Consider the following 20,899-nt stretch of genomic DNA (forward strand, 5'->3'; position numbering starts at 1 on the left):
GATGGGTGCCGGCTCTTTGACCAAGCGGGTCGGCACCAAATGCATTTTCGCTTCGTCAATTGTCGATGACGCCGTTGCCGTCTTGCCGTTCAAAAATCAAATTTCCTTGGGGCCAATTGCGTCGTCGCTCCACGCCGAAGTGGATTTCGCCATCTGCGTTCCCGCCCAAAACGAGGAACGGATTTTACCAGCCTTTCTTGCATCACTAGTTCACTCAGTTGAACGCAGCGGCGCAACCGGGGCAGTTGTCCTGCTGATCAACAACAGCGCTGACCGCTCTTGGCAGTTGGCCTCCAGTCTCCTCGAGGCTTCGGGATGCAGCTATGTGATCGCAAGCGTTTCGCTGCGGCCCGCCATCGCCGACGCACCGCATGCGCGGCGTATCGGGCTTGATATCGGTGCGCTGTTGGTAGGAAATGGCGCCCTGCTAACAACCGATGGCGACACACTTGTCGCCCCTGAATGGGCAGCGGCGAACCTTCGGCATCTTCGCGAAGGTGCCGATCTGGTGTGCGGCAAGGTGTCGATCAATTCGCAGGAATATGCTGAGCTGCCCCATTCTGTTCGTCATTGCGGCGAGGTTGAAGCAGCTTACTCAGCGGAGCTTGAACGATTGTGGCAGCGTTGGACCGGTAGGGATGCGCCAAGTTTCCAGATCGCCGCGATGGGTGCCAGCCTGGCGCTGCCGACCGTGCGCTACCGGGAGATCGGCGGCATGCCGATACCGCAAGTGGGCGAAGACAAGGCGTTGGCCGTTCTTGCCCGTCGCCGCGGCTGGTCCATCAAAATGGCGGGTGACGTGACAGTTGAAACGTCCGGAAGACTTTTTGCAAGAGCAGCCGGCGGGATGGGCGATGCATTGCGCGCCCGGGCCACGGATGAGGATCCATATTGCGACGAACAGCTGGTCCCGCTCGTTCTGCTGCGACGCCTTGCGGATATCTGGACGGGTCTGCCGCTGGGCACAGGAAAATATGCGCAGCTCCAGGATGCGATAGCGCGCGATCCTACTTTGCAGCATCGCCGGATGCGCATGTCCCAAGTCGTCGTGAACCTGACCACTGCTCGCGATGAGAGGCCAAATAACACAACAAGCCAATTTTACGCAGCGGGCGCCGAAGCATGACCGAGCGTGAGACAGGCGTTGGTATCAATCGAGTGACGGTTTCATTGCAAAGCGATTTACGAGATTCCTTGGAGAGAAGCTTGCCATTTCCGATCGAACAGCTCCAATCGGGCATCTTAAGAGATCCGGACGAATCATTACGGGCCAGTTGCATTCAGTCTGCTATCGAAGAGCAAGCACCCGAACGTCAGTATGACGGGGCCCCTATTACCAGCACATCTGTTACATTCGAACGCGGCGAAATCGAGCTCAAGCGGATGCTTTCACTCCGGGCCGCTGCATGACCGCGCCTTGGCCGGACCTCCACGCCGAACTGCTCGGCGCCATTGGCGGCCGCGCGGCGGCCAGCGACGTAAAGGATGGTGATCTCTCCCAGGATGTTGCGGCGCTCCATGACGCTGGCTGGCTGGCCTCCTGTCTCCCGCTTGAGCGCGGGGGAGAAGGCTGGGGTTGCGCCCCCGAAGGTGTGACGGGGGCATTCGCAGCATTGCGTGGCCTCGGACGGGTCAATCTTTCTGTCGCGCGATTGTTTGAAGGCCATATGAATGCGGTAAAACTTGTGATGCTCTATGGCCGTGAGGAGACACAGAAACGCCTCGCGCAGAGCGTCCATGCAGGAGAATTGCTCGGCGTTTGGGGTGCGGACGATCCAGGCAGCCCGATGACGCTCTCAGACCATCCCGCAGTCCTTGTGCTCGGCGGTGCCAAGCGCTTCGCTTCGGGGCTCTGGCTCGTTCGCCAAGCAGTGGTGGCGATCAACGGTGATCAAGGTGCATTGCTGGCACTTGCGCCGACCAACGATCCTTCGCGCTGCGATCCCTCTGGTTGGACCGTCTCGGGGATGCGCGCCACGCGATCAGGGCGCTACGATTTCAACGGGGTCGAACTCGCCGATGATGCCGTGCTCGGCGAACTCGGCGATTATGTCCGCGAGCCGCATTTCGAGGGCGGTATCTGGCGCTATTCCGCCGCACATTTCGGCGGCGCCGAGGCGCTGTTCGCGCGGTTCCGCGAGGCCTTGCTCGAGCGCGGCCGGATCGAGGATCCGCACCAGCTCGACCGGATCGCGACCGGCGCAATCGCGCTCGAGACTATGCGGCTGTGGCTGTGGCGTGCGGCTGAGGCGGTCGAGGCGCGCGAGGCGTCCCCCGCCACCGCCACGCTCTCGCTGCTGGCGCGGCAGGTGACCGAGGACAATTGCCGCACGGTGCTGGCACTGGTCGAGAGCGGGCTGGGGATGGCGGCACATGAGGAGGGCACGTCGATCGAGCGGATCCGCCGCGATCTCGGACTGTTCTTGTGTCAGGCGCAACCCGACGCGAAGCGCCAGCGCGCCGCGCGGGCGCTGTCCGGGAGCGGGTTGCGGGCCGAGGATCTGTGAGCGTTCCTGCGACCGCGGAAGGCAGCCTGCTGCGCGCTGCGGAGGGGGCGGCCGCGGTGGAATTGGCGGAACTGTCGCCGCCAGGCGGATTGCTGCTGGTAATGCCGCATCCCGACGACGAGACTTTGTGCTGCGGGCAGGCGCTGGCCGCGGCGGCTGAGGCGAGAAGGAAAATCGCGCTCGTCCTGGTGACTGATGGCGAGGCTTCGCATCCGTCGTGTGACACGGGCGAGATTGCCGCTGTGCGCCACGCAGAACTGGACGCGGCGCTACAAATCCTCAGCCCGGACCGGGCGGTTGCGGTGCATCGGCTCGGCCTTCCCGATGGGCGCAGCCATTGCGACGATCTGACCGATGGTGGCTGGGATGCCTTGTTCGCCTTCGTCGAGGCCACCGATCCGGAAGCGATCTGGACCACTTCGGCGAGCGATCCGCATTGTGACCACGCAACTGCGCATGCAATTGCGCGCGATCTGGCGGAACATTGCCGGGCAGCGCTGTGGAGCGCGCCGGTCTGGGGCCGCTTCGGCGAGCGAGCGCTGCCCGAGACCGAGCTTCGGCTATTTGAAGCGCCCTCGCTCTTGCAGCGCAAGCGCCTTGCGCTTGAGGCCTATCGCTCGCAATTCACCGATCTCATCGCCGACCCAGAGGCCTTTCTCATGCCCGCACCGCTGCTGGCGCATTTCGCCGCGCATGCGGAGATCTTCTACCGTGGCTGAGACCCCCAGCGAGCGGCGGGCGTGCTTCGACCAGCTGTTCGCCGACAATCCCGACCCCTGGGACATCGACACCAGCGACTACGAACGCAGCAAGCGGGAGGCGGTGCTCGCCGCGCTGGGCGAGCAGCGCTTTGTCCGGCTGCTCGAAGTGGGTTGCGCGGGCGGCGCGCTGACCGAACCTCTGGCGACCCGCACCGATGCGATAGTCGCGGTGGATGTTTCGCCAAAGGCGCTCGAACTGGCGAGGCAAAGGCTAGTGGGATCCGACTGTATCGAATTCGTCGCCGCCGAGGTGCCAAGCTATTGGCCGGATGGGCAATTCGACTCGGTGATCCTATCCGAAGTGCTCTATTTCCTCAGCGTCGAGGAAATCCGCAACGTTTCCCGGCTCGCCCGCGAAAGCCTGACCGATGGCGGTATCTGCCTGCTGGTCAACTGGACCGGGCCTAACGATCTCCCTGTCGATGGCGACACTGCGGTTGCGCTGTTCCTCGACGCCGCGCCATGGCAGGTCACCATGGCGCGACGCGAGCAATGCTATCGTCTGGATTTGTTGGTCGGATATCCTGACAGCCGCAGCGAGAGCCGAAGAAGCGGCAAGCTTACTCATGCGACTTGGCGGTCTTGAGCAGAGTCAGTCGTCTGAAGACGACCATAACCTCGAACAGGCAGCCTGAAGGAGACATACCATGGGACGTTCTGTGAGCTATCCGACGGATGCCATCGTCGCATTTCGTATGATCGACGAAGCGGAAGACGACTGGGATTGGGCCTATGAATGTCTCGTTGAGGATATCGTCGACACGGCCAGATCCTGCCTTCCATCACTCGAGCCATTTGATTGCTGGCGTGGGCGTGAAGATCGCATCCTCCTTCGCAACGCCTTCGCGGATTGCGGGATTTCAACCTATTGCGGTCTCGCTGCTATCTGGATCGTTGAACGCGACGATAGCCTCTATTGGGAGGCCGACTACCGAAAGGCGAGATCGGGCCGTGCCCAGCAATGGCTCACCCAGGTGTCTGACACATTCATCAAAGTGTTTGGAGAGCTCCATCTCGTTGGGCGATTTTCCAATGGCGAGGCGATCTTCGAGCGCGCGAATTCTGCGCCGTGATATTTGCCTGGCAGTTTCACATTTGCAGCAACGGTCAGACTCCTGCCCATTTCGGGAAGGGGCCACTGATTTGTCTCGCCCCGTTCCGCCGGGAGAGACCCTGGGCCGGTCGGGGGAAGGCGCAACCTGCGGCCCGTCGGCCCCGTGTTACCCGCGCCAGCCTAGGCCCGCAGGTTTCCCGCTCACGCGGTGCGCCTTCACCCTTGTCCCGGCCCTGATCGGGCTCCGGCGGATCGGGAGCGAGTCAATCAAGTCGCGTCTTCCAATCCCTCGAACAGATCAGGAGATTTGACCATGTATGACACCTTCATTGACCACCTCGCAGGCCTTGACCTTTCAGGCTTCAGCATCAAGCCCGCGCCTTTTACCCAGACCGACTTTCCCTGTGACGAAGCAATCAATCAGACGCTTGCCGGAGCCTGGTCAGACCTCTTTGCGATGTTTGCAGATACCGCCCTTGAGGCCGATGCGGAGGATATCGCCTGGGGTTTCGTCAATCTTTTCCATCGCGCCGCCAGCCGCAAATCGTCCCGGCTCGACCGCGCGAGTGACGAAATCCGAGCCTTGCTTGCCTCCGCCGATGGATCGGAAATCCATTCGAGCAATCTCGACGAGCAGGTTGAACGTGCGCAGGCGGCTGAAGCCAGCATGATCGCTTTTGAACAGATGCGGGAAACCGCGGCTGCATTGTATCTCGACGAGATTGGATCCTCATGGAAGCCCATGTCCGGCTCCCGGCCGAACCACTCCGCCAAGCTCACATCAGCCGTTGTTGATGCCCGCGATTTCCTGCGCACTCGTGCCGAACGGCGCCGAGCCGCTCACTCACCCGAAGGTACGCCAATCGTTTTTGCAGGCGGTCGATCATCCTTTGCAACCACCGACGAAGCCAAAGCTTTCGCTGAAACCGTCTGGGGCACCCTCGACAAGGTCCACGACCAAGTTCCTGACATGCTTCTTGTCCATGGCGGCGACAGCAAAGGTGTTGATCGGCTAGCAGCCAGCTGGGCCGAGCGACGCGATATCCAGCAACTGGTATTTTCCCTCGACAGGCGCCTTGGTGCCCGCGCTGGGTTCAAGCGCAATGAGCAGATGCTGAGCTTGAAGCCCCGTTACGTAATTGCGTTTCCCGGCAATGGTGTGCTCGAGCGTCTGGTCATCGAGGCCAAGGCTCAGCGGATTACTGTGGTCGATCGTCGGTGCACCACTGACGGTTGATAGACGACTTAAAGGCGAGCGGCTTCGGCCGCTCGTTTTACCGCTTCTTGCTCCGGGATTGGCCTTGTTGCGATACATGGCTGAATGGCGAATCGCCTTGTGGCTTTGTGCTGCTTTCCTGGCATCGTACTTCTCCCTTCGTGGGACGCAGGTCCTGTGTCGCTTTTGAGCGACCGTCCGCCAATTCTCCTCTAAATGTCTGGATTATATATCGTCCCTTGGGGCGTTCTCGGGATGCTGACGTTTGCCACCAACAAGAGGCCTTATCAGATCACAATCTTGCAACTCGATGACCTGCTCAGCCGCTATTTCTACGACACCGACGTGTCGTCAGTTAGCCCCGACACCCTCGCTTCGGGCATTGAACGCTGCCTGGTCAATCTCGGCCTTGAGCAGGATCGCGGAAAGCGCTTCGCCTTATGGGCCTTGCTCCACATGCTTGGGTCAGCCCCTGACCTCGATGTCGCGTTCGAAGATGATGATGACCGTGAAGCGGCCCGCAATTTCATGGACCTTCTCGCGGGAAGCGAAAGCGATGCGAAAGGGTGAAGACACGTTGGATCTCCGGGTCACCTTTATGCCCAACCGAACTCCACTCCGGCTTTCCTTGCGAACCTGTCTGAACCAGGTCAGCTGAGGCGCTGCAACCTGGTCCTTTCCGGCCGTGTTGCCCGCTGCGCGGGCTGCCCGCACCACCCGTCATGAACAGGTTTCCCTTGGCCCACAGGCTTGCCTGAGTGCCTGCGGTGCAGTCCTCCCATGCCCTGTTTCTCTTCGACGTTCGCAAGCCGGAAGTGGTTTCCGGTTTGAGAGCTAAAGGAGAATTAATCATGACCAATCTCGTTATCCTCACCGGCCGCATCGCCCGCGATCCCGAGACCCGCGAAACCAAAGGCGGGACCAGCGTTACCGGCATCACCGTGGTCACCGACCGCCCAGCGCGGGACAAGGACGGCAAAACCTACAAGGATGAAAACGGCTACACCGCCAAGGACAGCGAATTCCACCGGGTAACCTGCTTCAATGGCCTCGCCAAAACCGTCGGCGAATACTGCTCCAAGGGGCAGATGGTATCGGTCCAGGGCCGCCTCCACTACACCCAGTGGGAAGATGAAGACGGCATCAAGCGGTACGGCTGCGAGATCCTTGCTGATAAGGTCGACTTCCTCTCGCGCGCAACTGGCAGCGACAACCAGGACGCTCCCCCGATCGACTGAAGCTGCAGCTGATTGCACCATTTGGAAGAGGCTCTGCCGCAAGCGGCAGGGCCTCTTCTTTTGTGGTTACTCGGTACTCGGTGAGGCGGTTGACGTGCGTGCTGCACTGCGCTCCTCCAGCTTCGCGATTGCAGCTGTTTCGCCGAGCTTTCCAAGCGCCTCGGCGACCTGCCTCAATCCCTTTTTGGAAAAGGTCTCGAGGCCGCTGCCAAGAATGACTTGCCCAAGTTCTTTCGCGGCTTTTGCCTCGAGCTCTGACTGCCTGGCATCGAGCGCCTCGCGCTCCGCTTCGAGCTTCTGCAGGGCGGCAATAGCGCTTGTGTTTCGGGGCATTTTTCTTGTCCTTCCATCCCCTCGGATATGCTCCCCCGGTGAACTCCATGCACGCGTCATAGGGGTGTAGGAAAGGCCATTCGTACCAAGCTCGCATGCGTTAAGAGTTGGGGCGGAGGTGGTGGGTCCTGGCTCACGGTTGTCCCAGCATGATGGCCTTGCGTATCCCGCCTCAAGGACGTGCGGGGCCCCACCATTTTGACCGCCACCGGATTGCATCCGGCATCGGACAAAATCGTTACCCCCGCCGCCGCTTGCGCGGTCGCCCGTTCGGGCGATCCTGTGACCCGAAATACGCAAGACCATCGCGCACGCCTCCTGTCGTCTCACGACAGATATCAGGAGGATTACCATGGCTTGTTCTACACATTGCGCTCTACCATCGCGCAGCTACTTCGAGGCTCTTGAAACCGCCGAGAAAAGGGCGCTGCACAGCTTCTTCGACCAGCACGTTATCGAGGATGATGAGCTTGGATATATTGCCCTCGATGAGGGTGACTACAATGCATTACCAGCGTATCTCACAGAGCGGGTAGTCCACACGGTACACGGGGGAATGCTCGACGAGTTCTGATGCTATCCGCAGGGCGGGAACCAGGAACGGTTCCTGCCCTTTTTTCTTGTTCGCCTGGGGTAAAAGCGAATCAATGGCAGACGCATTGAGGCGCTGACGGACACCGTGCGCAGTGCGCCGGCGCCCGAAAAAGGAGCAGGGCTATGGACGCACTCTGTCCCGCGCATCATGCGATGCGCTCCTGAGGGTGCGGCGCTATGTGTTCGCGGGCCCTGCATGCACTTGCGAACCGGCAACAGGTCGGGCGGCGAAAAGCATGGCCGCGACAAGTCCCGCTTGCCTGCTTGCCACGCGCCCTTGGCCGCTGCCTCTTTCGCAGGTGCAGTTGTCTTTGCGAAGGCACCTAAGAGCGGCCGAACTGCCCTCGAATACCTGCCAGGCGACCTTTGCTCGCGCTCCATCGTAGAGGTTGGAAAAAGGCATCCGAGATCAATACCTCTGATTGTCTGGTCCTCCCTCGCGCATATGGGAACAAGGGAGCACACCCTACCCCGCGAATTCGGGACGTATCATTCTGACTTTATTGTGAAATTCTGTTTTGGGCGGAATCAACCCGTCTGCGAGTAGAGCGGCTTTGCGCTGATCCGCACAGAACTCACTTGTCTTTAATGTTCTGTAATTGCAGGCTAAACTTTCGATTGACTACGAGTTGTTCACGATTTATTCTCATCACGACCTTCCGCAAGGTGAGCCAGGTTCCGTCGGCCCGACAAGGTGTCCGTCGTCAGAACATTTGGCGCAATGTGCGGCGTAGATTAGCGGAGTGCGGGCCTCGTCTGGGGTTTGGTTTTAGGCGGCGAGCTTGCGGTGTTGCAAGCGCCGATGTTCGATGGTCTGTCGCTTGATCCTTTCGCGCTGTTTGATGATGGCCGGTGCCCTGCCGAAGTAGACGTCGGCGGGCGTCACGTTGCACAGCGCTTCATGGTAGCGCTGGTGGTTGTAGTGCTCGACGAACGTCTCGATCTGGGTCTCAAGGTCGCCGGGCAGGAAGTAGTTTTCCAGCAGGATGCGGTTTTTGAGGGTCTGGTGCCAGCGCTCGATCTTACCCTGGGTCTGCGGATGCATCGGAGCGCCGCGCACATGGCTCATCTTGTTGGCCTCGATGTATTCCGCCAGTTCGCCCGCGATGTAGCTGGGGCCGTTATCGCTGAGCAGTCTGGGCTTGTGCAGCACCGTTGCACTGTCGCATCCTGATGCGGCGAGCGCCATGTCCAGCGTGTCGGTCACATCCTCTGCCCGCATGTTGGTGCACAACTTCCAGGCGATGATGTAGCGCGAGAAGTCGTCGAGGACGGTCGATAGATACATCCAGCCCCACCCGATAATCTTGAAGTAGGTAAAATCGGTTTGCCACATCTCGTTCGGGCGGGTGGTCTTGGTGTGGAACTGATCGGCAGCCTTGATCACGACGTAGGCCGGGCTCGTGATCAGATCATGGGCCTTCAGCAGGCGGTAAACCGTGGCTTCGGACACAAAGTATTGGCGTTCATCGGTAAATCGCACGGCCAGCTCGCGCGGTGACAGCTCGGACTGCTCCAGCGCCATTTCGATGATCTGGTCCTGCACCTCGGGCGCGATGCGGTTCCACACCCGGCTCGGCGCTGACGGTCGATCCGCGAGCGCCTCCAGGCCACCATCGAGGTAGCGGTCATACCAGCGGTAGAACGTCCGACGGGCAATGCCGAGCTTATCCAGCGTCCGCTTGGCGGGCAGGTGCGACTGCTCGACGATCCTGATGATCTCCAGCTTTTCAGAAGCAGGATACCTCATTCGTCGTCGCCCCCATCCGCGATCATGCTTTTTTTAAGCAGGCGGTTCTCGAGCGTCAGGTCAGCTACGCATTCCTTCAAGGCGCGGGCTTCGCGGCGCAGATCCTGCACCTCGCCGGTGGTCGCGGCACGGGCGGTGTCGCCGGCCAACCGGCGCTTGCCGGCTTCCATGAACTCCTTCGACCAAGTGTAATACAGGCTCTGAGCGATGCCTTCCTTGCGGCACAGCTCGGCAATGCTGTCTTCGCCGCGCAGGCCGTCCAGCACGATGCGGATCTTGTCTTCGGCCGAGAAGTGTCGGCGGGTTGCACGCCGGATGTCCTTCACCACTCGCTCAGCAGGGGCCTTCTTGGGAGGGGATTTTTTCAAGGAGGATTGGGTCTTCATCTTCGTTCCTTCGTCACTACGACGAAGCCCCAACCCTCCTTAAATCACAACCTCAAATCTGTGCCATTGGTGCTGACGGGGGACAATGGCGCTCGCCGCATCAGGATGCGACAGTGCAACGGTGCTGCACAAGCCCAGACTGCTCAGCGATAACGGCCCCAGCTACATCGCGGGCGAACTGGCGGAATACATCGAGGCCAACAAGATGAGCCATGTGCGCGGCGCTCCGATGCATCCGCAGACCCAGGGTAAGATCGAGCGCTGGCACCAGACCCTCAAAAACCGCATCCTGCTGGAAAACTACTTCCTGCCCGGCGACCTTGAGACCCAGATCGAGACGTTCGTCGAGCACTACAACCACCAGCGCTACCATGAAGCGCTGTGCAACGTGACGCCCGCCGACGTCTACTTCGGCAGGGCACCGGCCATCATCAAACAGCGCGAAAGGATCAAGCGACAGACCATCGAACATCGGCGCTTGCAACACCGCAAGCTCGCCGCCTAAAACCAAACCCCAGACGAGGCCCGCACTCCGCTAATCTACGCCGCACATTGCGCCAAATGTTCTGACGACGGACACCTGGCTGACCCGGCGGTTTGCGCCCACACCCTCAAGATATCTTGGTTAGCGTATGTCCTTGTCGATGAAGCCGAGAGTTGCTGCGTTCTCCATCAAAGTCCGGACTTTGGACCGATCAAGGCCGCTTGCGACCTCGGCCTCTATCTCGAGCTTCAGCGTCACTTCGCTACCTGGGATTGTGGTAAGCTGCTCCACAATAGCTTCGACAATCTGGTGGATGTCTCGGGCCGGCCGATCCGGAGAAATCATGACCGTTCCGACAAAGCGGGTCGGGAGTGTTTCTTTGTCATCGGGTTCTGTCTTGGCAGTCTTTTTGCCTTCATCCGTGGTGGGATCAGCTTCGCCACCAGGAGTGCCGCCCTCGGTTGCGGGTTCGCCTGGCTTGGCCGGAACGGGGCGATGAGCCTGGGCAACATCCGGTTTGATAATGATACTGTCGCGATCCACAATAATGTGCGGACTTGTCGCCTTGTCAATCAAGAGTCCAAGATAGCTTTCGGAGCTTTCATCCCACTTCTCCGCATAGGCAAACGGACCTGGAAGCATCCCTGAGACGGCCGCTTGGACGGCCTTAACAAGGACCGTTTGGTCCTTCAGTCGGGGGAGGTAGGTATACCGGTTCAAATATTCCCACAGGTCCCTCAAGGGCAAGTGTGGTTTGCCGTTCCAGAGATAGCGCTGGAGATCGCGGTCCAGCCTCGTGGGGCCGAGTTCCGGCATTAGGCCTTCATCGCTCGCAAGTTTCTTGCTGGCTCTCGACAAAACTCCGTCTTGCGCAGGGATCTTGCTTGACGACCACTCGACGTCTGACTGCGCGTCTTCTTGGTGCGGGTAAATGAGATAACACCAGGATTCGCGCAAACGAGTCTTCATCGTATCCTTGGCTTCGGACAGCTTTGCTTCCGCAAGGGCGATATCGCTCTTTTTCAAGTCTAAGCGCTTGTCGTCCTTAACGATCGATTCCCAGGCGAGCGCAGATCGAACTGCATCCTTGAGGCCGTCGAGTTGCCTTGCCTCTGCGCTAAGGAATATCAGGGTGTTACGATAAACACGCGGTGTTGAACCGCGTTGCATCAGGATGTCTTTGGCTTCCATCTGCGCATCGGACCCGTCACGCCCGGTGTGAGGATGGGACACGCTGAGCACAACAGCGCGGACTCCTCCTGCTTCATCGGGCACCTCTGCCGATGAAGCAGGAGCCACTTGGACGGCGTCGAAATGTCCGCGATCTGCTATCCCGTTGATGTATTTGGTGAGCTCCTGATCGATCGTGACCAAGATCAAAGCGTCTTCTAGCTGCCCTGCGCGATCTGCTGCCAGCCGGTTGAGGCTCGCGGACATCGAGTACCAGTAGCGGCCAAGATCGCTGTGCATGAACTTGGCTTGGTTGGTCAGCCGGCGAAGAGCATCGCCGAAAATGGAGGGGCGCTCTCCGGGTTGTACGACCCCGAGGTTGATTTGCTTGTCGTCGAGACCTCGGTTTTCTTCCTGATACGTTGGCGCCGAGCCCATGAAGACAGCCCGCGCCACGCGACGCGTTGCCGAATACCGGTTGAGGTTTGGAGCGGACTGATCGATCTTATAGGGCGTCGAGCTGGCTCCATCGACATCGCCCGCGATGATCGACTGCCAGTTCACGTCGAGATAGTGCAGAAGCTCCGGTTCCACCCGTGAAGAACTGATCGCCACACTGCCCGGCATAATCATGACCGAAGGATCATTGCTCATCCAAAGCTCGTGAATGACCTGCGCCATCAACCGCAGCACACCGCGCGTCCGCTGAAACTTCTCAAGCGAGCCCCAGCTCGTGTACAACAAGTCGAACAGCTCGGGGTGGATTGGATAAGCCTTATCAAGCTTACGTCGATAATCCTCGTCCGAGCATCCTTGTGGGAAGTCGTTTGAATTCTCTCGGTATAGCTTGGCAAATTGCTTTAGTGTGTTGTCCTTGTGGTGATACCTGTCGCCGGGGATATCCTTGAAGAGCCTTCGACGCACGATCTCATAGCTCTCCTCCTGCGACGCAGGACGCCATGATGATTCCACGCGCGAAAAAGTTTGCTTAAGGCGCGCCAGTGCTTCTTGTCCGCCTTCACCGCCGACTTCGATCTGAGAAGCAGGAAGTGAAGCGACTGTCCCCCGTCAGCACCAATGGCACAGATTTGAGGTTGTGATTTAAGGAGGGTTGGGGCTTCGTCGTAGTGACGAAGGAACGAAGATGAAGACCCAATCCTCCTTGAAAAAATCCCCTCCCAAGAAGGCCCCTGCTGAGCGAGTGGTGAAGGACATCCGGCGTGCAACCCGCCGACACTTCTCGGCCGAAGACAAGATCCGCATCGTGCTGGACGGCCTGCGCGGCGAAGACAGCATTGCCGAGCTGTGCCGCAAGGAAGGCATCGCTCAGAGCCTGTATTACACTTGGTCGAAGGAGTTCATGGAAGCCGGCAAGCGCCGGTTGGCCGGCGACACCGCCCGTGCCGCGACCACCGGCGAGGTGCAGGATCTGCGCCGCGAAGCCCGCGCCTTGAAGGAATGCGTAGCTGACCTGACGCTCGAGAACCGCCTGCTTAAAAAAAGCATGATCGCGGATGGGGGCGACGACGAATGAGGTATCCTGCTTCTGAAAAGCTGGAGATCATCAGGATCGTCGAGCAGTCGCACCTGCCCGCCAAGCGGACGCTGGATAAGCTCGGCATTGCCCGTCGGACGTTCTACCGCTGGTATGACCGCTACCTCGATGGTGGCCTGGAGGCGCTCGCGGATCGACCGTCAGCGCCGAGCCGGGTGTGGAACCGCATCGCGCCCGAGGTGCAGGACCAGATCATCGAAATGGCGCTGGAGCAGTCCGAGCTGTCACCGCGCGAGCTGGCCGTGCGATTTACCGATGAACGCCAATACTTTGTGTCCGAAGCCACGGTTTACCGCCTGCTGAAGGCCCATGATCTGATCACGAGCCCGGCCTACGTCGTGATCAAGGCTGCCGATCAGTTCCACACCAAGACCACCCGCCCGAACGAGATGTGGCAAACCGATTTTACCTACTTCAAGATTATCGGGTGGGGCTGGATGTATCTATCGACCGTCCTCGACGACTTCTCGCGCTACATCATCGCCTGGAAGTTGTGCACCTGTCCCCCGTCAGCACCAATGGCACAGATTTGAGGTTGTGATTTAAGGAGGGTTGGGGCTTCGTCGTAGTGACGAAGGAACGAAGATGAAGACCCAATCCTCCTTGAAAAAATCCCCTCCCAAGAAGGCCCCTGCTGAGCGAGTGGTGAAGGACATCCGGCGTGCAACCCGCCGACACTTCTCGGCCGAAGACAAGATCCGCATCGTGCTGGACGGCCTGCGCGGCGAAGACAGCATTGCCGAGCTGTGCCGCAAGGAAGGCATCGCTCAGAGCCTGTATTACACTTGGTCGAAGGAGTTAATGGAAGCCGGCAAGCGCCGGTTGGCCGGCGACACCGCCCGTGCCGCGACCACCGGCGAGGTGCAGGATCTGCGCCGCGAAGCCCGCGCCTTGAAGGAATGCGTAGCTGACCTGACGCTCGAGAACCGCCTGCTTAAAAAAAGCATGATCGCGGATGGGGGCGACGACGAATGAGGTATCCTGCTTCTGAAAAGCTGGAGATCATCAGGATCGTCGAGCAGTCGCACCTGCCCGCCAAGCGGACGCTGGATAAGCTCGGCATTGCCCGTCGGACGTTCTACCGCTGGTATGACCGCTACCTCGATGGTGGCCTGGAGGCGCTCGCGGATCGACCGTCAGCGCCGAGCCGGGTGTGGAACCGCATCGCGCCCGAGGTGCAGGACCAGATCATCGAAATGGCGCTGGAGCAGTCCGAGCTGTCACCGCGCGAGCTGGCCGTGCGATTTACCGATGAACGCCAATACTTTGTGTCCGAAGCCACGGTTTACCGCCTGCTGAAGGCCCATGATCTGATCACGAGCCCGGCCTACGTCGTGATCAAGGCTGCCGATCAGTTCCACACCAAGACCACCCGCCCGAACGAGATGTGGCAAACCGATTTTACCTACTTCAAGATTATCGGGTGGGGCTGGATGTATCTATCGACCGTCCTCGACGACTTCTCGCGCTACATCATCGCCTGGAAGTTGTGCACCAACATGCGGGCAGAGGATGTGACCGACACGCTGGACATGGCGCTCGCCGCATCAGGATGCGACAGTGCAACGGTGCTGCACAAGCCCAGACTGCTCAGCGATAACGGCCCCAGCTACATCGCGGGCGAACTGGCGGAATACATCGAGGCCAACAAGATGAGCCATGTGCGCGGCGCTCCGATGCATCCGCAGACCCAGGGTAAGATCGAGCGCTGGCACCAGACCCTCAAAAACCGCATCCTGCTGGAAAACTACTTCCTGCCCGGCGACCTTGAGACCCAGATCGAGACGTTCGTCGAGCACTACAACCACCAGCGCTACCATGAAGCGCTGTGCAACGTGACGCCCGCCGACGTCTACTTCGGCAGGGCACCGGCCATCATCAAACAGCGCGAAAGGATCAAGCGACAGACCATCGAACATCGGCGCTTGCAACACCGCAAGCTCGCCGCCTAAAACCAAACCCCAGACGAGGCCCGCACTCCGCTAATCTACGCCGCACATTGCGCCAAATGTTCTGACGACGGACAGATGTGACCGACACGCTGGACATGGCGCTCGCCGCATCAGGATGCGACAGTGCAACGGTGCTGCACAAGCCCAGACTGCTCAGCGATAACGGCCCCAGCTACATCGCGGGCGAACTGGCGGAATACATCGAGGCCAACAAGATGAGCCATGTGCGCGGCGCTCCGATGCATCCGCAGACCCAGGGTAAGATCGAGCGCTGGCACCAGACCCTCAAAAACCGCATCCTGCTGGAAAACTACTTCCTGCCCGGCGACCTTGAGACCCAGATCGAGACGTTCGTCGAGCACTACAACCACCAGCGCTACCATGAAGCGCTGTGCAACGTGACGCCCGCCGACGTCTACTTCGGCAGGGCACCGGCCATCATCAAACAGCGCGAAAGGATCAAGCGACAGACCATCGAACATCGGCGCTTGCAACACCGCAAGCTCGCCGCCTAAAACCAAACCCCAGACGAGGCCCGCACTCCGCTAATCTACGCCGCACATTGCGCCAAATGTTCTGACGACGGACAGACTGACGGGTTATCGCGCGGCCCGACGATGTCGATCTCGGCTAGCGAGACTGAACGGTCGGCATTGTCGCGCGCGGATATATCCTCGCGCTCCAGCGCACGCTGGATGGCTTCATCTTCGCTGACACTTTGCTGCGCTGAAGCCGAAACCGGGACAGTGCAGGCAAGCGCCATGGCAAGGGATAGGGATGCATCGCGCATCCGGATTTTGGGCATTGATTCCTCCGCGTAATCTGAAAACCGGGCGCGTGCCCGGTGAGAGCATCAGATGGCGCGAGGAGGTCTCAAAAGAGAATCCGGGTGTGAAAGCGAAGTGCCGGACCGTTCCATGCTTTCGGTGGACGCAGCTACCACGTTCAAGGCAGGCAATATTGCGTCATCAGGAAGGACAATTGCCGCAGAAACAGCAAAAGATGGAGAATGGTCATGCGTCAGACCGTCCTGCTCACCCTCACTGTCGGTGTCGATTGAAGGGTCGCCTACTAAAAATTTTCCGGTCTCATGCTCATGCGAATCGTCGTCATGGTGCGAATGGACCGCTCCGGCGGTGGAGAGATCGTCATGCCCGCTTAAATGTGCACCCCACGCCGCGCGTGGCACAATAAGCGCGCTGACGAGCAGAATGAGGGTGAGAAACCGGAACACCTTGCGTCGATAGCTGGCGAGCATTGTTCGTGCAACGGTCTAAGTTTTGCTTCGACGATTGCGGCGCGAAGCTGTGTCTGCTGTTGGGGGTGGGATCAAATGGTCATCGCAACACTTTAGTCTTTCAGGAAAGATGGAGTGTAAGCCATGGGGTATCGCCGCCGGATATTTTTCACAGACAAACAGAAGTCAGAGATTTGGGATCGTTGGCAGCGCAGAGAGTCGATGAGTCGATCGGGCGGAGCCTATTCCATGATCATCGGTGACATCATGCCCAAAACTGCGACAAGGCCAACTACGCCAAACGCCAGCCCAAACTCCCCGGCAAGACTGTGACGCAGCGCTGCCAGCGAAGCGGGGCTATCGATGTCATCACGCTCATTTGGCGAAGCACTGCGCCGCCCGATCCGGGCATTGTGCGCCGCGAAAGCGAGAATGCCGCAGACGAGAACCAGCTTTCCCGCTAGCAATATGCCATAATCGGTCGTCAGCACTGCGACACTGTTCGTGATCCCGAAGATAAGTTGGGCATTGATCAGGCCGGTAACAGCCACGACTGACACCAGCGTGAGCCCCAGTGGCGCAAATCCATGCATCACGCGTAGGAGGGTCTGAGCCTGCGCGTTCTGAGCCCGGCGATGCGCCCTGATGACAAGATGGAGGAACCAGCCGGTGGCCCCCAGCCACAACCCGGCTGCGAGCAAGTGCAGCCCATCATTGAGGCGATGAAACAGCCCCAATCCGCCCTCGGTCGCAGCTGCATGCCCGCTCCACGCGAGCGTGATCAGTGCGGCTGCGTAACACAGGGCAGCAATGGGTAACGCTGACGCCAGACGGTTCTGCAGCGACAGCGCGATTAGCGCCGCGCCGAGCAGCGCCATTCGCAAAAGGAAAGCCCAGCCGAGATCCGTGCCAAAGACTATCGCTTCGACGATTGGCTCGTCGAGCGCAGCGAGGGGCTGGCCCATCATCGCGGCGATCGATGTCAGCATCAGCACGATCGAGACAAGCGGTACCAACACCGCGCCCGATATTGCCAGGGCCATCCAGTTCTCCGTCTGATTTTGCCAGTCTAGCTGGCGCAGGCCAATCACGCGGAACGCTGTCCACCCGAACAGACCGAGCAGCAGCGCATAGTGGAGAACCCGCAAACCCGGCTCGAGCCAATCCCCCATGCTGCGGTCAGCTGACCGTGAAGTTCACGGTGCCTGTCATGCGGTGCCCGTCGGACCCTGCGGCCTGCCAGCGCACTTCATAGGTGCCGGCACGCAGGGCCTGTCGCAGGTTGAGCGTCAGGGTCCGGTTGCTATTCGACCAGGCGGTGGTGAAATTTCGGATCGTCATTTCGCCATGATTCGGCATGCCGGGCATTGCGGTCATGACGATGCTGGCAGCGGCGGTCGGCGGCAATAGAGCCTCGCTATAGGTAATTGTTATGGTGCGCGGGCGCGCGACCGTTGTGCCCTCGCCCGGCGTCGATGCCGTGACGCGCGCGTGCGCGTATGCGGCAGTTGGCACGGCAGCTGATACCAAGGCGAGGATCATCGCGCCTATCGGGAGTATTTTGCGGAAATTCATAGTGGTGTCCTTTGGGGGATGGAGTGAATATTTCAGAACCAGAAGCGAATACCGACGACGTAATTTGTCACGCTGGGATCTTCGCCCCGCAACCGCGCGAAATCGGCGCTGCCGCCGACGCGCCAGCTCTGCTCGATGCCGACATAGGGCGCGAATTCGCGAATGATTTCGTAGCGTAGTCGCAGGCCTACCTCGACCTTGTCGATACCCGCTCCAATGCCGAGTTCAGCCACGTCTTGCGCCGACAGACTGATTTCACCGCGAGGCTGCAGGATCAATCTCTGTGTAATACGCTGATCAAGTTCGGCTTCGATCCGCGCGGTGATGTCGCCGCGGTGCGAGGCGAACAGCGCGGCATCGATCTCGAACATATAGGGCGCCAACCCTTGGACACCGATTACCGCATGGGTGGTGTCAGGGCCGGCAACGTCCTGCCGCACACCGACCTGCAGGTCCCAGAAGGGCGCAATGGCATGTGAATAGAGGGCCTGAAACTCCGCATCCTCAATCGCTTCGCCAAAACTGCCTTCACCTTCGCTCTTGAACCAGAACCGGTCTGTCGTCCCGCCGTAATAGCCTTGTACGTCCCACAGAAAGCCATCGGCCCCATCACGCGCCTGAACTTCTGCGCGGTCGGCCTGAAACCAGAAAACCGGGAAATCGCCGTGGGTCTGCTGCGCTTCACGCCGTGACGCCCGCATGGCATCAGCGCCCCAGATCGCATCGGCTGCACGCGGCGGACCGCTGCCCGCCTCGGGCGGCGGCGGGGTTTCCATTGTGGGCCCAGGTGAAACGGAAGGTGAAGCGGAGGCTGTCCCATCGCCGTGGTCCATTGCGCCATGATCCATCGCGCCATGATCCATCGTGCTGTGGTCCATCGTGCTGTGGTCCATCGTGCTGTGGTCCATCGCCGAATGATCCATGCCGTCCATAGCGTCTTGCGAAACTGACGCAGTTTCAGTCGGTGCAGGCATAGCGTGGCCCGCATGCGGATCGGCCTGCGTTGGAGCATCGGGGGACGGGCTGACGGGCGCAGGCGTTGATGTGGGCATCGCATGCCCCTCATGTCCTGCGTGGTCGTCATGGCTCTGTGCCAAAGCCGGGGTGGTCAGCGCAGAAGCGGCAATCATCGTCAGCGCGATAGTAGCCATCCCGTTCACGACGCTGCCTCCGGGCCGACCACGGTCACGGTCTGCATCATGCCGCCATGCATGTGATACATCAAATGGCAGTGGAAGGCCCAGTCTCCGGGCTCATTGGCGGTCAGGTCGAACTGCGCACTGGCGCCCGGTTGAACGATGACGACATTCTTGCGCGGTTGATGCGCAGCGGTTTCGCCATTCACCAGCTCGAAGAACATGCCGTGCAAATGGATGGGGTGCGCCATCATCGTGTTGTTGATGAGTTTTACCCGAACCCGCTCGTTCCAGGCAAAACGGATCGGCACATCGCTGACGGCCGAATACATCCGACCGTCGAACGACCACATATAGCGTTCCATATTGCCGGTGAGGTGCAGTTCAAGCAGCCGTGACGGCTCGCGCGTGACGATATTGGGCTCGAGGGCGGAGAGCATGCGGTAGTTTAGCACCCGGTGCGGCACATCGCGCAGCCCAAGGCCCGGATCGCCCATTTTGTCGACCGGTGCCATCGATACCATGTCGACGCCCGGGCCAATCGCGACATCGGGCGGTAACAGCGACGTATCTCGCATGCTCATGCCCTCCATGCTCATGCCGCCCATCGCCATTCCGGCCATTGCGTCATCGGCCGCAGGTGCTGGCGCAGCAGGCGGGGTATGGCCCATGGCCGAGTGATCCATGGCCGCCGCTCCAGCAACGCCGCCCGCCGCAGCGCCATCGCCAGATCCGCCATGGTCCATGCCGCTATGGTCCGTACCCCCGGAGCCGTGGTTCATGCCCATATCACCCATCGTCAGCAGTGGCGGATCACGCAGCGCTGGCACGCCCGCCCGAGCGCCCGGACGGCTCGCCAGCGTCGCGAGCGCCATGCCTGATCGGTCCATGGATTCGCCGACAATCGAATAGGCCTCTGCGTCGCCCGCCGTGACGATCACGTCATAGGTCTCGGCGGTGCCGATCTGGAACTCGTCAACCTCGACGGGCCGGACATTCTGTCCGTCGGCGGCGATAACCGTCATTGGCAGGCCGGGAATCCGAACGTTGAAGAAGCTCTGCGCTGACCCGTTGATAATCCGCAGCCGGATACGCTCACCGGCGCGGAAGAGATATTCCATACCCTCGGTCGGCCCGCGGCCATTGGCGAGGAAGGTGTAGGTTGGCGATCCGATGTCCATGATGTCGGTGGGCATCATCCGCATTTGCGCCCACATCCGGCGCTCTTCACCGGACATCGGATAGTCGTCGGTCCAGCTGTTTTGCTGGCGGTTGAAATAACCTTCACCGGTGCGCAGACGGTTCATGATGAAATGCGGATCGTGTGTGGTGAAGTCGCTCAAAAGCAGGATATAGTCGCGGTCATAGGCGACAGGCTCCGCGCCCGCCGGATCGATGATCATCGGACCATAATGACCCGACTGCTCCTGAAGACCCGAATGGCTGTGGTACCAGTAGGTGCCAGCCTGCCGGATTGGAAACTCATAGACGAATGTCTCGGCTGGTTTGATGCCCGGAAAGCTGATGCCCGGCACACCATCCATCTGAAACGGCAAGAGCAGACCGTGCCAGTGAATAGAAGTGTCCGCACTAAGATGATTGGTGACGTTCAGGCGGACATTCTGACCCTCACGCAGGCGGATGAGAGGACCCGGCACGCTGCCGTTCACGGCAATGCCGGGGCCTCGCCGACCCTCGACAATCCGGTGGCCGCTGCCAACAATCAGATCGATGACGTCCCCTCTAAGCTCGCCGAAGCCAGCCGGGATCAAGGGACCCCCGCGTCCGTGACTACCGCCGTGGACGCTATGGCCTTGCGCCCAAGCGGGAATTGCCATCATGGACGCACCCACACCCAAACCGCCCAGAAGAGCCCTTCGCGAAACTTGATTGGTCATTGTCTTGCTCATCCTTTGGTAAGCTGATACTATACCCCCTTAGGGTATTGCAA

At 60.0% G+C, this 20,899-nt stretch carries 20 protein-coding genes and 3 pseudogenes; 14 read left to right on the forward strand and 9 right to left on the reverse strand.

What is annotated here, in order from left to right; all coding sequences use genetic code 11:
* Position 1: 1 nt before the first annotated feature.
* The 9 genes from ACRANW_RS00485 to ACRANW_RS00525 all read left to right on the forward strand — a co-directional run bounded on the left by ACRANW_RS00485 (position 2) and on the right by ACRANW_RS00525 (position 6,776).
* A complete protein-coding gene (locus ACRANW_RS00485; RefSeq protein ID WP_479432633.1) occupies positions 2 to 1,126 on the forward strand; it encodes a glycosyltransferase family 2 protein in 1,125 nt (374 codons plus the stop codon).
* Positions 1,123 to 1,410: a hypothetical protein gene (locus tag ACRANW_RS00490; protein ID WP_479432634.1), complete on the forward strand. Its 288-nt coding sequence runs from the start codon at positions 1,123 to 1,125 to the stop codon at positions 1,408 to 1,410. Before ACRANW_RS00485 ends, ACRANW_RS00490 begins: the two co-directional genes overlap by 4 nt.
* Positions 1,407 to 2,507, forward strand: a complete 1,101-nt coding sequence (locus ACRANW_RS00495; protein WP_479432635.1) for an acyl-CoA dehydrogenase — start codon at positions 1,407 to 1,409, stop codon at positions 2,505 to 2,507. Before ACRANW_RS00490 ends, ACRANW_RS00495 begins: the two co-directional genes overlap by 4 nt.
* On the forward strand, positions 2,504 to 3,226 hold the full coding sequence (locus ACRANW_RS00500) for a PIG-L deacetylase family protein (RefSeq protein ID WP_479432636.1): 723 nt from the start codon (positions 2,504 to 2,506) through the stop codon (positions 3,224 to 3,226). The genes ACRANW_RS00495 and ACRANW_RS00500 overlap by 4 nt, the downstream gene beginning before the upstream one ends.
* Positions 3,219 to 3,854: a class I SAM-dependent DNA methyltransferase gene (locus ACRANW_RS00505; protein WP_479432637.1), complete on the forward strand. Its 636-nt coding sequence runs from the start codon at positions 3,219 to 3,221 to the stop codon at positions 3,852 to 3,854. The genes ACRANW_RS00500 and ACRANW_RS00505 overlap by 8 nt, the downstream gene beginning before the upstream one ends.
* A gap of 61 nt (positions 3,855 to 3,915) precedes the next feature.
* On the forward strand, positions 3,916 to 4,341 hold the full coding sequence (locus ACRANW_RS00510; protein WP_479432638.1) for a hypothetical protein: 426 nt from the start codon (positions 3,916 to 3,918) through the stop codon (positions 4,339 to 4,341).
* A gap of 294 nt (positions 4,342 to 4,635) precedes the next feature.
* Entirely contained in the window at positions 4,636 to 5,559 is a 924-nt protein-coding gene (locus tag ACRANW_RS00515; RefSeq protein WP_479432639.1) for a DUF2493 domain-containing protein, read from the forward strand.
* A 279-nt stretch (positions 5,560 to 5,838) separates the two neighbouring features.
* Positions 5,839 to 6,108, forward strand: coding sequence for a hypothetical protein (locus tag ACRANW_RS00520; protein WP_479433971.1), 270 nt, complete (start codon positions 5,839 to 5,841; stop codon positions 6,106 to 6,108).
* A 281-nt stretch (positions 6,109 to 6,389) separates the two neighbouring features.
* Positions 6,390 to 6,776, forward strand: a complete 387-nt coding sequence (locus tag ACRANW_RS00525) for a single-stranded DNA-binding protein (protein ID WP_479432640.1) — start codon at positions 6,390 to 6,392, stop codon at positions 6,774 to 6,776.
* Between the two features lie 66 nt (positions 6,777 to 6,842).
* Here ACRANW_RS00525 and ACRANW_RS00530 read toward each other — a convergent pair whose 3' ends face one another.
* A complete protein-coding gene (locus tag ACRANW_RS00530) occupies positions 6,843 to 7,109 on the reverse strand; it encodes a DUF6437 family protein (protein WP_479432641.1) in 267 nt (88 codons plus the stop codon).
* A gap of 352 nt (positions 7,110 to 7,461) precedes the next feature.
* On the opposite strand from ACRANW_RS00530, the gene ACRANW_RS00535 reads away from it, so the two are divergent.
* Positions 7,462 to 7,683: a hypothetical protein gene (locus tag ACRANW_RS00535; RefSeq protein ID WP_479432642.1), complete on the forward strand. Its 222-nt coding sequence runs from the start codon at positions 7,462 to 7,464 to the stop codon at positions 7,681 to 7,683.
* Positions 7,684 to 8,472: 789 nt separating this feature from the next.
* Here the strand turns inward: ACRANW_RS00535 and ACRANW_RS00540 are convergent.
* Positions 8,473 to 9,839, reverse strand: a protein-coding gene (locus ACRANW_RS00540) for an IS3 family transposase (protein WP_479431339.1) whose coding sequence is annotated in 2 segments (ribosomal slippage) — positions 8,473 to 9,486 and positions 9,489 to 9,839 — 1,365 coding nt in all. Because the reading frame shifts where the segments join, the coding sequence is not laid out codon by codon here.
* An 85-nt stretch (positions 9,840 to 9,924) separates the two neighbouring features.
* On the opposite strand from ACRANW_RS00540, the pseudogene ACRANW_RS00545 reads away from it, so the two are divergent.
* A pseudogene (locus ACRANW_RS00545) lies at positions 9,925 to 10,344 on the forward strand (integrase core domain-containing protein); the annotation flags it as partial.
* Between the two features lie 120 nt (positions 10,345 to 10,464).
* Here the strand turns inward: ACRANW_RS00545 and ACRANW_RS00550 are convergent.
* On the reverse strand, positions 10,465 to 12,465 hold the full coding sequence (locus ACRANW_RS00550) for an ATP-binding protein (protein WP_479432643.1): 2,001 nt from the start codon (positions 12,463 to 12,465) through the stop codon (positions 10,465 to 10,467).
* 172 nt (positions 12,466 to 12,637) lie between these two features.
* Here ACRANW_RS00550 and ACRANW_RS00555 point away from each other — a divergent pair.
* From ACRANW_RS00555 to ACRANW_RS00565, 3 genes and pseudogenes are all read left to right on the forward strand, one after another.
* A pseudogene (locus ACRANW_RS00555) lies at positions 12,638 to 13,548 on the forward strand (helix-turn-helix domain-containing protein); the annotation flags it as partial.
* Between the two features lie 85 nt (positions 13,549 to 13,633).
* Positions 13,634 to 15,000, forward strand: a protein-coding gene (locus ACRANW_RS00560) for an IS3 family transposase (protein ID WP_479432644.1) whose coding sequence is annotated in 2 segments (ribosomal slippage) — positions 13,634 to 13,984 and positions 13,987 to 15,000 — 1,365 coding nt in all. Because the reading frame shifts where the segments join, the coding sequence is not laid out codon by codon here.
* A 65-nt stretch (positions 15,001 to 15,065) separates the two neighbouring features.
* Positions 15,066 to 15,515: pseudogene (locus tag ACRANW_RS00565) on the forward strand (integrase core domain-containing protein); the annotation flags it as partial.
* Between the two features lie 35 nt (positions 15,516 to 15,550).
* Here ACRANW_RS00565 and ACRANW_RS00570 read toward each other — a convergent pair.
* From ACRANW_RS00570 to ACRANW_RS00595, 6 genes are all read right to left on the reverse strand, one after another.
* Positions 15,551 to 15,790 (reverse strand): hypothetical protein, encoded by a 240-nt coding sequence (locus ACRANW_RS00570; protein WP_479432645.1) that lies wholly within the window; start codon positions 15,788 to 15,790, stop codon positions 15,551 to 15,553.
* A gap of 63 nt (positions 15,791 to 15,853) precedes the next feature.
* Positions 15,854 to 16,258 carry a hypothetical protein gene (locus ACRANW_RS00575; protein WP_479432646.1) on the reverse strand — a complete coding sequence of 135 codons (405 nt, stop codon included), beginning with the start codon at positions 16,256 to 16,258 and terminating at the stop codon, positions 15,854 to 15,856.
* Positions 16,259 to 16,479: 221 nt separating this feature from the next.
* Positions 16,480 to 17,409 (reverse strand): copper homeostasis membrane protein CopD, encoded by a 930-nt coding sequence (gene copD, locus ACRANW_RS00580; protein WP_479432647.1) that lies wholly within the window; start codon positions 17,407 to 17,409, stop codon positions 16,480 to 16,482.
* Positions 17,410 to 17,416: 7 nt separating this feature from the next.
* Positions 17,417 to 17,812, reverse strand: a complete 396-nt coding sequence (locus ACRANW_RS00585; RefSeq protein ID WP_479432648.1) for a copper resistance protein CopC — start codon at positions 17,810 to 17,812, stop codon at positions 17,417 to 17,419.
* Positions 17,813 to 17,844: 32 nt separating this feature from the next.
* Positions 17,845 to 18,963: a copper resistance protein B gene (locus tag ACRANW_RS00590; RefSeq protein WP_479433972.1), complete on the reverse strand. Its 1,119-nt coding sequence runs from the start codon at positions 18,961 to 18,963 to the stop codon at positions 17,845 to 17,847.
* Positions 18,964 to 18,968: 5 nt separating this feature from the next.
* Positions 18,969 to 20,846 (reverse strand): copper resistance system multicopper oxidase, encoded by a 1,878-nt coding sequence (locus ACRANW_RS00595; RefSeq protein ID WP_479432649.1) that lies wholly within the window; start codon positions 20,844 to 20,846, stop codon positions 18,969 to 18,971.
* Positions 20,847 to 20,899: the final 53 nt, after the last annotated feature.

The sequence above is a fragment of the Erythrobacter sp. 'gip.4 top 5' genome, from assembly GCF_056495765.1.

Bases quoted from the DNA above. Each gene is read 5' to 3' on its own strand.
- copD (WP_479432647.1), bottom strand. From the start codon at position 17,409: ATGGGGGATTGGCTCGAGCCGGGTTTGCGGGTTCTCCACTATGCGCTG.
- ACRANW_RS00530 (WP_479432641.1), bottom strand. From the start codon at position 7,109: ATGCCCCGAAACACAAGCGCTATTGCCGCCCTGCAGAAGCTCGAAGCG.
- ACRANW_RS00535 (WP_479432642.1), top strand. From the start codon at position 7,462: ATGGCTTGTTCTACACATTGCGCTCTACCATCGCGCAGCTACTTCGAG.
- ACRANW_RS00595 (WP_479432649.1), bottom strand. From the start codon at position 20,846: ATGACCAATCAAGTTTCGCGAAGGGCTCTTCTGGGCGGTTTGGGTGTG.
- ACRANW_RS00510 (WP_479432638.1), top strand. From the start codon at position 3,916: ATGGGACGTTCTGTGAGCTATCCGACGGATGCCATCGTCGCATTTCGT.
- ACRANW_RS00485 (WP_479432633.1), top strand. From the start codon at position 2: ATGGGTGCCGGCTCTTTGACCAAGCGGGTCGGCACCAAATGCATTTTC.
- ACRANW_RS00590 (WP_479433972.1), bottom strand. From the start codon at position 18,963: ATGGCTACTATCGCGCTGACGATGATTGCCGCTTCTGCGCTGACCACC.
- ACRANW_RS00570 (WP_479432645.1), bottom strand. From the start codon at position 15,790: ATGCGCGATGCATCCCTATCCCTTGCCATGGCGCTTGCCTGCACTGTC.
- ACRANW_RS00585 (WP_479432648.1), bottom strand. From the start codon at position 17,812: ATGAATTTCCGCAAAATACTCCCGATAGGCGCGATGATCCTCGCCTTG.
- ACRANW_RS00575 (WP_479432646.1), bottom strand. From the start codon at position 16,258: ATGCTCGCCAGCTATCGACGCAAGGTGTTCCGGTTTCTCACCCTCATT.
- ACRANW_RS00490 (WP_479432634.1), top strand. From the start codon at position 1,123: ATGACCGAGCGTGAGACAGGCGTTGGTATCAATCGAGTGACGGTTTCA.
- ACRANW_RS00525 (WP_479432640.1), top strand. From the start codon at position 6,390: ATGACCAATCTCGTTATCCTCACCGGCCGCATCGCCCGCGATCCCGAG.
- ACRANW_RS00495 (WP_479432635.1), top strand. From the start codon at position 1,407: ATGACCGCGCCTTGGCCGGACCTCCACGCCGAACTGCTCGGCGCCATT.
- ACRANW_RS00515 (WP_479432639.1), top strand. From the start codon at position 4,636: ATGTATGACACCTTCATTGACCACCTCGCAGGCCTTGACCTTTCAGGC.